Genomic DNA, 11,340 nt, shown 5'->3' on the forward strand with positions numbered 1-11,340 from the left:
CGGGCCTAGACGCTGCGAGGAACGACTCCGTGAAGGTTTTCCCAACTCTCAACCTCCAACAGGGCCGCGTGGTACCCACCTTGGGCGCACACCCGCACGACATCGCGCCGATGGATCTCGTGGCGAGCTTGCTGGGGCACGGACTCTCCCGCCTGGCGCTTGTGGATGTGGACGCCGCCCACAACACGGGCAACAACCGCGAACTCATCGGGCGCATCCTGAAGGCCTGCTCGACCCCGGCCTCCCCCGTCTGCGTGCAAGTGGCGGGCGGCATCCGGAGTTCCGACCAGGCCCAGTTCTTCGTGGACCAGGGGGCGTCCTGGCTGGTGGTGGGCACGATCCTGCACAAGAGCCCCTTGATGGTCGAGAGCCTGGTGGCCCGTTTCCAGCGCCACCTCACCGCCGCCATCGATGCCCGGGGCGGCGAAGTGCATTGTTCCGGCTGGGTGGACCAGGCAGGCCTCCAGGCCCACAGCCTCGCCGCGAAGATACGGGCCTATGGTTTCAAGCGGCTTCTCTTCGTGGATATCCCTTCGGATGCCAGCGCCAGCCCGGATTTCGAGACCGCCAGACAGCTCGGGGAATCCACCAAGCTGCCGGTGCTGATGGGCGGCAGCATCCTCACCCGGGAGCACCTCCAGCAGGCTGCCGCTTTGGGCGGACTCAACGGCGTGCTAGTGGATGCGTTGCTGTTTCTAGAAGATGCCCGGCTGCTGGACCACCTCCCGTCGGGCATGTGCTTAGATGAGCACTGAGCCCCAGGAGGAGCTGTCATTCCTGAACCTGCTCTCCAGGCAGGAGCAGTTGCATTTCCGGAATCTCGCGCTCATCCGCCCTCAGCTGCCCACCGACAAGCAGTTGCAGCTCATCGAAGGCTTGGCGCGGAACTTGTCGACCCCGCGCTTGTTGACCCTGATCGCGCGGACGCCGCACTGGCTCATCCACGGACCGATCCTTCAGGCCCTGGCCGAAAACGAACACACGCCCGAGGCGATCCGGCGCGACCTTGAGATGGCGGTCTCGCTCTTCGACATGATGCGGGAGCTGGACCAGGCGCCCGCCTCCGAGAAAGAAGAGCGGTCCGAAACCGTCAAGACCATCTACCAGCAGCTCCGGCCCGACCTGAAGCCCATCGTGAAGGCCCAGGCCAAGCAGATGGCCAGGCAGGTCCACTCGACGGGCACCACAGCGGAGCTGCCGCCGCTCCCCAGCGCGGAGCAGGATTGGGAAGCCCTCATGGCTCCGCCGCAGGAGCCCGCCCAGGCCGAGGCGTTCCGCCCGCCCGCGCTTCCAAAATCGGAAATGCTGTTGCGCGCGGCCAGCACGCATCAAGTGGAGGAGCTGTGCACCCTGCTGACGGATCCGGACCCCGAGATCCGCTCCTCCGCGCTGCACAACCCCATCGTCACCGAGGAGATCCTCGCCTCCTCCCTGCAGCAATGCCAGGTCCAGGAATTCTTCGATGAAGTCTATGCGGAGGCCCGATGGTATTTCCGGGATGCCGTCCGCAGCGCCATCCGCCACGCGCCTTCCAGCCCCAGCGACCTCTGCCGCAAGCTCGGGATTTCCGAACACCTGCTCTACAGGCTGGACCAGGGTTCCCACGGCCGCGCCGACATCCACCGCATCGTGAGCCTGTTCACCCAGTTGGATGAATCCGAATACCAGTACGTCACCCTGTGGGCCAAGCGGTCCGCCCCCAACATGCTCCGGGTCGTGAAGTATTTCTACGACCGGCTGCAGCGGCGCCGGTCCAGCCAGGCGAGCGGCTTCACAGCCCCCCTGGCCGAAGGCCGCTGGACCTCGCTCGAGGACCGGGTCTTCTCGGCGAACCAGGCCACGGCGCCGGAGCAGTTGCTGAGCGCCCTGGTCGATCCAGATTTCAGCGTCTTTCTCGTGGTGCTCGAAAATCCCGGGCTGTCCCCGAAGGAACTGCTGGCCTCCATCCCTTCCCTGGACCAACTGCGCGGGGAGCGGCTGGCCAACCACCATACCTGGGGACAGAACCCGGCGGTCCAGGAAGCCCTGGTCCACAACACCCATCTTTCGGAACACACGGCCCTGCGCCTGCTCGCCAATCTCCAGACCCCCCGCGCCCTGCTGGACGTGCTGAGGGATCCGCGCATCCCGCACATGGAGGTCAAGAGCCAGGCCCAGGCCACCCTCCGGGCCATGTACCTCGCCATGGACATCTCCCACCGCATCATCGCGCTGCGCTCCACGGGTGGAGAGCTTATCCGGTACCTGCCCGCTGAAATCCTCCAGGATGAAGCCACGCTGACCCAACTCGTGTCGGACCGGCAGCTGGATCCGAGCATCCTGCTGCGTCTGGCCCGGAACAAGCAGACGCCGCGCAATGTGCTGGCCATCATCGCCCAACACCCCATCATGATGGCCCACCCGCCGATCATGTCCGAACTCCTGCTGAATCCGAAGACCCCGAGGGACTCGGCCATCCGGATCTGGAGCCTCCTGTCGGAGAGCGAGCAGCAACAGTTGCTCAAGAGCCCCCACCTGCCCGCCACGCTCCGGAACCTGGCCTAAGCAGTTGGGCCAACCGGCCGTAACCCAAACCACTGGAGTTGAAGATGCGTATGGGGAGAGCAGCGGGAGGCGCCTTAAAGACCTGGATCGGCTTGACCGTCGCAGCCATGGTGCTGGTCGTGGTTCCCGGTTGCAGGGCCAAAGGCTCCAAGGCTCCATCCTGGCTGCAATCGGCGCCTGTGGGTTGCTCCATGGCCATCTCGGGCCAGGTCGGCTGGCTGCTTGAGAATCCTGATTTCCAATCGGCCATCACGCGCATCCCCGTGGCCGAGCAGACGCTGGATCTCTTCCTGAAAAAGGCCAAGATCCATCCTGAAGGTGAAACCGGACGCATCACGCTCTTCCTGTTCGATATTCCCAAAGGCAAGACGAACCCAGAGGATATGGCTGCGGATTTCCTGCTTCAGTTCGACGGGTTCAAGGATCCTCGCGCCTTGCAGATGGCCCTCGCCGAGTCCTTCCCGCCTGAAGGCAGCTTGATCCTGGATAAAAAGGACTGCCCCCTGTTCGTGATGATGGATATCAACAAGGTGAAGATCCGCGCCTTGGTGGACCCCCAGGAACGTATCGTCGTGGGGGACCTGCGGGCTCTGGGCCGGCGGGCCGCCCAGGGCACGCTATCCCAAGGGCCCAAAGCCGCCCATGCCCTGGGTGCCGGAGAATGGATCGACGCCACCGCCCCCATCGCCGGTTACGTGAATCCCGATGCGCTCATGGCCGGGGTCGGCGGCAAATTGCCTGGCGAACTGACCAAAGAATTCCCCAAAGGCCTGGAGTCCCTGGTCTGGAGCGTGACCCCCGCCAAAAACGCCGAAGATCCCAAGGGGATACATCGATTGGAACTGGCCATCGGAGGTTCGCCCGAAGGCATCAACCAGGCCTCGCATTGGGTCCAGCGCCTGGTGGCCGCCGCGAGCCAATTGGGAGCCCAGCAACAACTGGCGCCGGTATTGATGCAGGAAAAAACCCGTGTCGGCGTCCGGTACAGCGCCTCCAACGAGCAAATCAAGGCGATTCTCGGGAGCTTCGGCCAATCATGGGTTTCCATGGACTCCAAGAGGAAACCTCCCAAAGCATGAGATCCGCGCCCTCCGCAGCAAACCTGGAACCGCCGGCCAGTCCAGAATTCTGGATGGCCCGCCTGAAGGCGGGCCACGAAGAGGCCTTGGCCCACCTCATGACTCGTTTTGAAAAACCGGTATTCGCCTTCATCTACCGTCGCCTGGGCGGGGAAACCGGAGTGGTCCAGGAGCTCACCCAGGAGGTATTTCTCAAATGCCTCCAGCATTGCCAGCGTTTCGAGGAGGGCCGTCCCGTGGCGGCATGGATTTTTACATTGGCGGCTAATGCGGCGACCGACCATCTGCGTAAAAGAGGTAGGGAGGTGGCCCCCCCTGAGTTCTTTGACGCACCCGACCCGCATCAGCCTTCACCCTGGATGCAAGTCGACCAGGGCCGGAAGCTAGGGGCTTTGCAGGAAGCCATCGACGGCCTGACGCCCCGACAGAAGGCCATGATCCTGGCCTACTACGTCCACGAACACCCGGTGAAACGCATCGCTGAAGACCTCGGCTGTGCCGAGGGCACCGTGAAGGCCACTTTGTTCCAAAGTCTCGCCAAACTCCGCAAGATCCTTACTCCATCCTTCCAGGATGTGCCCCATGAAGCCTGAACTCGACCCAAAAAACCTCCAAGACGCCGCAGCGTTCGACCTGCTGATGCAGCCGGAGGCCTGGCCCGACGATCCCGCCGCCCAAGCGGAATTCGCCGAACTGCTGGAACTCCACCTGGCGCTGCAAGCCCACAGGCACGCCATCGACCAGGACCTGAAACCCCGGCACACGGCGGGCTCCTGGTGGCTGGCAGCCGCAGCCGCCGCGGCGGTGCTGCTCCCTTCACTCTATGCCGTGAAACACGTGCAGACCCTCAACGAGCGGAGCCGCAACGTCGCCCGCATCGACCAGGAAGCCAGCAAGCGGGCCCAGGACCGTCTCTGGGCCGGCTTCTTCCAGCAGACGTCCGACCTGCTCAAGAATTTCGAGAAACATCCCGAGCTTTGCGCCCTGGACAAGGAAAACCGCGAAAGGGAGCGCGAGGCGGCGGTTTCCCTGCTGCTGGCGAGCCACCAACTGGCCTCCCAGGGCGCGCCCGTGCCCGAGGCAGAAGCCATCCGCACGGATCTCCACGCCTGGCTTTCGGAGCTGGCTCTGGAGGATGGCTGCCTGAACCCCGAACGGGCGAGTGAACTCCGCCGCTGGGCCAAGGCCAACAATCTTGAAGGCCAGGCCGAGCGCATGGGCAAGCTGCTCCGCAAGGAGACGGCCTGATGTTTCCATGCTTCCTGTGGGTGGTGGAACCGCCGGCGCCAGCGGCGCCCATGGTCCTGGCCGCGCCCGCCAAGGATGGTCCCGCCGACCTGCTTTTCCGGCAGGCCAAGAACCTCCGCTACGGACAGCGCTGGTATGAGGCTGCGGCCGTCTACCGCCAGATCCTCCGGGAGCATCCGACCTACTCGCGGCTTCCGGAGGTACGCTTCTGGCTTGCCTCCACGCTCGAATCAGACCAGCGCTGGGACAGCGCCGCGGATGCCTACACAGAATTCCTGGACCTCCATCCGGACCAGAAGCTGCTGGGCCGCGAGGCCAAGCTCAATCGCATCCACTGCTGGGGCCTTCGCCAGGGCCAGAGCCTACAAGCGACGCCTGGGCTCATCTCCGCCCTGGGCGATCCTTCCGATGAAATCCAGGTGGCCGCGGCCCTGCAACTCTCCAAGAAGGGCGATCAGCGCGCGGTGGAAGCCTTGCAGAAGGGCCTGAGGACCGCATCCTGTTCGGAGCCCTGCCGCCTCGCCCTGCTGGGGATGGGCGTGGAACCAAAGACGGCGGCATCCGCTTCGAATGGACGCTACCTCGTGCTGCGCATCCAGGAAAAGGGAAAGCCCGACGCCGTGACGATCCGGCTGGCCATGGGCCTCGCCAAGGCGGTGGCTGGCTACATGAGCGACGCCCAAATCCAGCAGGCGAGGCATAAGGGCATCGATCCGGACCGGTTGATGGATATGGCGCTGAACGCTCCCAAGGGCACGGTCCTGCTGTCCGTGGATGACAAGGACAGCAGCATCACCATCCTCACCGAGTAGCCCTGCCGCCCATCATCTCGGCAATGAGGAAGGCCATCTCCAGGCTCTGGGTCTGGTTGAGCCTCGGGTCGCATCCGGTTTCGTAGGCCCGGTGGAGGTCCACTTCCGAGAGCTGTTGGCTGCCGCCCAGGCATTCCGTCACTTCCTGCCCGGTGAGCTCGAAATGCACCGCGCCGAGGTTGGAACCCAGCTCGCGATGGATCTCCAGGGATTGGCGCAGCTCCGAAAGGATCTGCTCGAAGTCCCGCGTCTTGAGCCCGCGCGCGGTCACCAGGCCGTTGCCATGCATGGGATCGCAGCTCCACAGCACCGGGTGGCCGGAAGCCTGCACGGTCCGGATGAGCCCCGGCAGCGCATCGCACACGCGATCCGCGCCCAGCCGCGGTATGAGCACCAGGCGTCCCGCCTCCTTCCCGGGATCCAGCGCGGCCAGCAGCCCGCGGACTTCGCCGCCGGAGGCGCCCGGTCCGAGTTTGACGCCGATGGGATTCCGGATGCCCCGCAAGTACTCGATGTGCGCGCCATCCAGGGCGCGGGTCCGCTCGCCCACCCACAGCATGTGCGCACCCAGATTGTAGTGGTCTCCACCACCTGGAGCCCCGCACGTCAGAGCCTCTTCGTAGGGGAGGAGCAGGGCCTCGTGGCTGGTGAAGAATTCCCCGGTCCGCAGGTAGGTGCCTTTGGTCCCGGCAATGGCATCGATGAAGTCGATGGACTCCCTCACCTGTTCCAGGATGCGGGGGTAGGCTTCGATGCTCCTGGTCGAGCCCGGCAGCTCCCAGCGCTCGGGGTGGTGCAGATCGGCGAAGCCCCCCACCACGAGCGCCCGCAGGTGATTCAGCGTGGCGGAGGCGTGGAAGTACGCTTCCACCATGCGCCGCGGATCCGGACGCCGTGCGGCTTCCGTGGCTTCCGCAGAATTGATGAGGTCCCCCCGGTAGCTTGGAAGCTCCACCCCATCCACCAGCTCCGAATCCTTCGAGCGCGGTTTGGCGTATTGGCCCGCGATGCGGCCCACCTGGAACACCGAACGGCGGCCGCCGTGGGTGATGACCACGGACATCTGGAGGAGGATGCGCAGCTTGTCGGAGATGGCGGCCGGAGTGCAATCCGCGAATTGCTCCGCGCAATCCCCGCCCTGCAGCATGAAGCGCTTGCCGGCCCCCGCTTCCGCGATCTGGCAGCGGAGGTCTTCCACTTCCTCGGGCACCACCAGGGGCGGCAGGCGGCGAAGCTGGCGCAGGTTCGCCTCAAGCAATTCCTCATCTTGATAGCGAGGCTGTTGCGCAGCGGCTTTGCGCCGCCAACTGCCCGGTGTCCAGGCCGAGGGCCTGGAGCCGGTTTCGGGAAGAGATGCGATGGCTTGCATGGATGCTCCTGAAAAGGAAAACCCCCGATCCGCTGGAAGCGAATCGGGGGTTCAGGTCTGGTTCTGATCTGGGTTAGTTCAGGCCTCCTCCGACTCGCGCCAAGGTGCGAAAGCCAAAGCAATAAAAGGAGGTCCGGAGGTTGTTCATGGGTCCTGCTGCGCCTGATGCGTTCATCCACCATGCCTGAAACGGCCTTCGGGATCAAGGTGGCCGCCCGCACGGGTCCGGTCCCGATAAGCTAGGGGTTCATGTCCGTCTTCCGCCGGTTCTTCAAGGACCACCTGCTGAAATACCTGCCCCTGAACCTCGGGGGCTTCCTGCTGCTCATGCTGGCCGGACTCTGCCAGGTCCTGCTCATCCAGACCTTGAACTTCGTTTTCAAGGACAACCTGCAGATGGGGGGGGCGCCGGGATTGAGTTCCATGGCGAAGATGGCCGAGTTCAAGGCCTGGCTCATGTCCTTGATGCCCCAAGGCTCGATGCTCCAGCACAGCACCTACTTCGTCCCGGCCCTGCTCGTGTCCATCTTCGTGCTGAAGGGCGCCTTCAGCTACAGCGGCACGCTGCTCATGGTCCGCAGCGGGATCAAGGCCACCCAGGCGCTGCGGGAGCGCCTCTTCGCCCATTTCATGCGCATGGAGCCGGCCTTCTTCCAGAAGCACCCGGTGGGGGAACTGCTCACGCGCAGCATCGCCGATGTGGGCGCGGTCCAAAGCATCGCCAGCAACCAGATGGCCGAGGCCATGCGGGAGATCACCATCGCGGCGGGCATGTTCGCCTACCTGCTCTACATGAATTGGAAGCTGACCTTGCTGCTCCTCGTCGCGGGGCCCCTGGTGGTGCTGCCCGTGAAGAACCTGAGCCGGCGCATCCGGCGCGTGAACCACCGCAACCAGGAAGCTTCCAGCCGCCTCCTCCAGCGCCTCAAGGAAGTCTTTTCCAACATCCGCGTCGTGCTGGGATTCGCACGGGAGCCCTATGAACTGGACCGTTTCCGCCTTCAAAACGAGGAGCTCTACCGCCTGGGGATGAAGAGCGCGCGGGCCTCGGCCCTCAGCACGCCCATCATGGAGATCGTCGGAGGCTGCCTGCTCGCGGGGCTGGTGCTCTACGCCGCGAAGGGCATCCAGGCCGGAACCCTCAATGGCGCGGACTTCTTCACCTACCTGCTGGCGGTCTACGCGCTCTACGATCCCCTGCGCCGCCTCACGAAGCTCAACAACGACGCGCAGGTGGCCAGCGCCAGCCTGGACCGCGTCTATTCCATGCTGGACCGGGAACCCCAACTGCCCAGGGCCGCGGATCCCAAGCCCATCCCTGCCCAACCGCAGCGGCTTGCCTTCGAAGAGGTGGGCTTCTCCTACGACGGGAAGCACCAGGTGCTGCGCAGCATCACCCTGGAGGTGAACCGGGGGGAGACCGTGGCGCTGGTGGGCGGCAGCGGGGGCGGCAAGACCACGCTGGTGAACCTGGTGCCGCGTTTCTTCGATCCCACCTCCGGGCGGATCACCTTGGACGGCACGGACATCCGTGAGTTCGATGTCCGCGCCCTGCGCCAAATCATCGGCTTCGTGAACCAGGAGACCCTGCTCTTCATGGACACGGTCCACGACAACATCGCCTATGGCAAAAGCGCCGATCGCAAGGCCGTGGAAGCCGCCGCGAAGAAAGCCCATGCCCACGATTTCATTTCAATGCTGCCCAAGGGCTATGACACCTCCCTGGCGGAAACCGGCTCAAGCCTGAGCGGCGGCCAGCGCCAGCGCATCGCCATCGCCCGGGCCCTGCTCCAGGACCCGCCCATCCTCATTCTGGACGAGGCCACCTCCGCGCTCGACACCGAGAGCGAGCGGGCGGTGCAGGATGCGCTCGAAGCGCTCATGCAGGACCGCACCACCCTGGTGATCGCGCACCGCCTGAGCACCATCCAGAAAGCCACGCGCATCGTGGTTCTGAAAGCGGGCCACGTCGCCGAGACCGGCACCCATGGCGAGCTGCTCCTCCTGGGGGGCGAATACGCACGGCTGCATGGAATGCAGTTCCACGAATGAAACGTTCAGACTTCCATTTCGATCTGCCGGAGGAACTCATCGCCCAGCATCCGGCGCCGGAACGGGATGGCGCGCGCCTGCTGGTGGTGGATGCCCGGACGCGGACCCTCTCGCACAGCGCGATCCGGGACTTGCGGGAACTCATTCCCGCCGGATCGGTCCTGGTGCCTAACGATGTGAAGGTGCGCCATGCGCGGCTGATCCTGCGGCGCAAGGGTGGGGGAGCCGGTGAAGCCCTTCTGTTGCAGGCCTTCGGCGACGGCTCGTTCGAAGCCATGGTGCGGCCTGGCGCGCGGCTGAAACCCGGCGCCATCGTGAAGGTGGTCTCGCCGGCCGATGGCGCGGAGCAGGCTGAATTGCACATCGGCGACACTCTGGATGAAGGCCTTCGAAGAGTCCACGTGGTGCGGGATGGGCACCTGCTGGACTGGGACGCGGTCGACCGCATCGGCCGCCTTCCCCTGCCGCCCTACATCACGCACCTGGCCGATGAAACGGACGAGAGCCGCTACCAGACGGCGTTCCATGCGAGCCAGGGTGAAGCCGTGGCGGCCCCCACGGCAGGGCTGCACTTCACCCAGGCCCTGATCGCCGCGCTGAAATCGAAGGGTTGCGATTGGATGCCCGTGAGGCTCCACGTGGGGCTCGGCACCTTCCGCCCCATGACCGTCGGAGACATCGAGGACCATCCCATGCATGAGGAGCGCTTCGAGATCCCTGGATCCACGTCTTCGGCGCTGACTCCAATATTGAAAGACCGCAGCCGGCCCCTGGTTTGCATCGGCACCACCAGCCTGCGGACCCTGGAAGCGGCGTGGGACGGCCACGGGCTCAAGGCCTCGGGCGCCACGCGGATTTTCATCAAGCCTGGGTACAGGCTCCGCACCGCGGACCATCTGCTCACCAATTTCCACCTGCCGGAAAGCACGCTCTTCGTGCTGGTTGCCGCGCTGCTGGGGTTGGACTTCGCCAAAGCGGCCTATGCGGAGGCCGTGGCCCGGAGGTACCGGTTTTTCAGCTACGGCGACGCCATGCTCATTTTAAATGCGCGCCGTCCTGACTACCCCCCGATCGAACAGGACATCTAGTCCTGTCCTCCCCCCCCAACCTCCCCCGGGGGCGGGGTTCGGGGGGGGGGGCGGGGGGGGGGGGGCCCCCCTTTTTGTGTGGGGGGGGGGGGCCTGATCCCATGGGATGAAGCGCCGACTCTATAAATATTCGATGAACTGGTGGACCACGGGAATCTTGTGCCGCTTGCCTTTGGATGCCTGCAGGACAGAGGTGACGGACATGCCCAGGCACCAGAGCAGCCAGATGGGGAGCAGCACCCGCAGGGCGAGGATTCCGAAGATCGGGAACAGTCCAGAGAACACGAGCGCAAGGCCGATGATGATCTCCGTGAGGGCCAGCAGCACGCCCTGCCGGGCGTTCCAGAGCATCTCCTCGTCTTCGCGGTTGCGCAGGTAGGGGACGAAGGCCCATGGCCCGGCGTAGCAAAGTATGAGATCCCTCAGGCGTTCGCCCTCGTAGAGCGGACCTTGTGCTTCCAGCTGCACGAAAACCTCCCCTTGGAGATTATGCCGCCGTTCAAAAATCGCCAAGCCGTCAAAAGGGCCTTGAGAACCCTTCGCAAAGATTTCTAAACCTTTCGGCGGCTCGTGGGTCCATCCATGAACCTGCCCTTGCCCTGCCCGTTCTCCTCCAAGATCCTGGGACTGACATCGAGGATCCATGCGCCCGCACCGTTTCATCTATCCAATTCTGGCGTTGCTCTCCGGCTGCGGCGGCGGCGGTTCCAGCAGCGGCGGGGGGACCACGCCGCCCCCTTCCAACCAGGTCTGTCCCATGCCCGCGGTTATCCCAGCGCCCAAATTCAGCGCCGACATCCTGCCGGCCCTTCAATCCTCGTGCGGATCCGCGACGAGCACCTGCCACGGCACCGGGGTCCTGCGCATCGTTTTTTCACCCAACCGCACCGCCACAGAGATCTACTCGGATCTGACCAATCCCAATGCGGGCCGGGCCCCGGCAGGCTGGGTCGAAATCAAGCCCGGCGACCCAGCCCATTCCTGGCTCATTGAGAAAATATCCCCCGCGGACGGCAGCAAGCCCCGGGATTCGTCCGGCCAGGTTTCGGGCGATGTGATGCCGCTGGGTTCTGTGCTCTGCGCCAATTCCATCGCCAACATCCGCGCCTGGGTCCAGGCCGGCGCCCCTAACAATTAGCTCCATCCCA

11 protein-coding genes are annotated in these 11,340 nt (G+C 64.7%); 9 read left to right on the top strand and 2 right to left on the bottom strand.

Annotated features, from left to right (window positions below; translation table 11 throughout):
- Positions 1-29 precede the first annotated feature (29 nt).
- From IPQ13_09205 to IPQ13_09230, 6 genes are read left to right on the top strand one after another with little or no spacing between them, the layout of a single operon-like run.
- Complete coding sequence (locus tag IPQ13_09205; protein ID MBL0211070.1) at positions 30-755, top strand: hypothetical protein; 726 nt, start codon at positions 30-32, stop codon at positions 753-755.
- Positions 745-2,544, top strand: a complete 1,800-nt coding sequence (locus IPQ13_09210; GenBank protein MBL0211071.1) for a hypothetical protein — start codon at positions 745-747, stop codon at positions 2,542-2,544. Before IPQ13_09205 ends, IPQ13_09210 begins: the two co-directional genes overlap by 11 nt.
- Positions 2,545-2,588: 44 nt before the next feature.
- Positions 2,589-3,623, top strand: coding sequence for a hypothetical protein (locus IPQ13_09215; GenBank protein ID MBL0211072.1), 1,035 nt, complete (start codon positions 2,589-2,591; stop codon positions 3,621-3,623).
- Positions 3,624-3,676: 53 nt separating this feature from the next.
- Complete coding sequence (locus tag IPQ13_09220; GenBank protein MBL0211073.1) at positions 3,677-4,216, top strand: sigma-70 family RNA polymerase sigma factor; 540 nt, start codon at positions 3,677-3,679, stop codon at positions 4,214-4,216.
- Positions 4,206-4,871 carry a hypothetical protein gene (locus tag IPQ13_09225; protein MBL0211074.1) on the top strand — a complete coding sequence of 222 codons (666 nt, stop codon included), beginning with the start codon at positions 4,206-4,208 and terminating at the stop codon, positions 4,869-4,871. The genes IPQ13_09220 and IPQ13_09225 overlap by 11 nt, the downstream gene beginning before the upstream one ends.
- Positions 4,871-5,683, top strand: a complete 813-nt coding sequence (locus tag IPQ13_09230; GenBank protein MBL0211075.1) for a tetratricopeptide repeat protein — start codon at positions 4,871-4,873, stop codon at positions 5,681-5,683. Before IPQ13_09225 ends, IPQ13_09230 begins: the two co-directional genes overlap by 1 nt.
- Here IPQ13_09230 and IPQ13_09235 read toward each other — a convergent pair.
- The gene (locus tag IPQ13_09235) at positions 5,673-7,052 is read right to left on the bottom strand and encodes a 3-deoxy-7-phosphoheptulonate synthase (GenBank protein ID MBL0211076.1); all 1,380 of its coding nucleotides are present in this window, start codon (positions 7,050-7,052) and stop codon (positions 5,673-5,675) included. The two genes, IPQ13_09230 and IPQ13_09235, sit on opposite strands and share 11 nt — an antisense overlap.
- Before the next feature lie 249 nt (positions 7,053-7,301).
- On the opposite strand from IPQ13_09235, the gene IPQ13_09240 reads away from it, so the two are divergent.
- Complete coding sequence (locus tag IPQ13_09240) at positions 7,302-9,104, top strand: ATP-binding cassette domain-containing protein (GenBank protein ID MBL0211077.1); 1,803 nt, start codon at positions 7,302-7,304, stop codon at positions 9,102-9,104.
- Positions 9,101-10,192, top strand: a complete 1,092-nt coding sequence (queA, locus tag IPQ13_09245; GenBank protein ID MBL0211078.1) for a tRNA preQ1(34) S-adenosylmethionine ribosyltransferase-isomerase QueA — start codon at positions 9,101-9,103, stop codon at positions 10,190-10,192. Before IPQ13_09240 ends, queA begins: the two co-directional genes overlap by 4 nt.
- A 120-nt stretch (positions 10,193-10,312) precedes the next feature.
- On the opposite strand, the gene IPQ13_09250 is transcribed toward queA, so the two are convergent.
- The gene (locus IPQ13_09250) at positions 10,313-10,660 is read right to left on the bottom strand and encodes a hypothetical protein (protein MBL0211079.1); all 348 of its coding nucleotides are present in this window, start codon (positions 10,658-10,660) and stop codon (positions 10,313-10,315) included.
- A gap of 175 nt (positions 10,661-10,835) precedes the next feature.
- Here IPQ13_09250 and IPQ13_09255 point away from each other — a divergent pair, with 175 nt between their 5' ends.
- Positions 10,836-11,330 (top strand): hypothetical protein, encoded by a 495-nt coding sequence (locus IPQ13_09255; protein ID MBL0211080.1) that lies wholly within the window; start codon positions 10,836-10,838, stop codon positions 11,328-11,330.
- The last annotated feature ends 10 nt before the right edge of the window (positions 11,331-11,340 follow it).

This window comes from Holophagaceae bacterium (assembly GCA_016720465.1).
GTDB lineage: Bacteria > Acidobacteriota > Holophagae > Holophagales > Holophagaceae > JANXPB01.

Coding starts and splice junctions, on each gene's coding strand:
- IPQ13_09230 (MBL0211075.1), top strand. CDS start 4,871: ATGTTTCCATGCTTCCTGTGGGTGGTGGAACCGCCGGCGCCAGCGGCG.
- IPQ13_09240 (MBL0211077.1), top strand. CDS start 7,302: ATGTCCGTCTTCCGCCGGTTCTTCAAGGACCACCTGCTGAAATACCTG.
- IPQ13_09210 (MBL0211071.1), top strand. CDS start 745: ATGAGCACTGAGCCCCAGGAGGAGCTGTCATTCCTGAACCTGCTCTCC.
- IPQ13_09225 (MBL0211074.1), top strand. CDS start 4,206: ATGAAGCCTGAACTCGACCCAAAAAACCTCCAAGACGCCGCAGCGTTC.
- IPQ13_09215 (MBL0211072.1), top strand. CDS start 2,589: ATGCGTATGGGGAGAGCAGCGGGAGGCGCCTTAAAGACCTGGATCGGC.
- queA (MBL0211078.1), top strand. CDS start 9,101: ATGAAACGTTCAGACTTCCATTTCGATCTGCCGGAGGAACTCATCGCC.
- IPQ13_09235 (MBL0211076.1), bottom strand. CDS start 7,052: ATGCAAGCCATCGCATCTCTTCCCGAAACCGGCTCCAGGCCCTCGGCC.
- IPQ13_09255 (MBL0211080.1), top strand. CDS start 10,836: ATGCGCCCGCACCGTTTCATCTATCCAATTCTGGCGTTGCTCTCCGGC.
- IPQ13_09220 (MBL0211073.1), top strand. CDS start 3,677: ATGGCCCGCCTGAAGGCGGGCCACGAAGAGGCCTTGGCCCACCTCATG.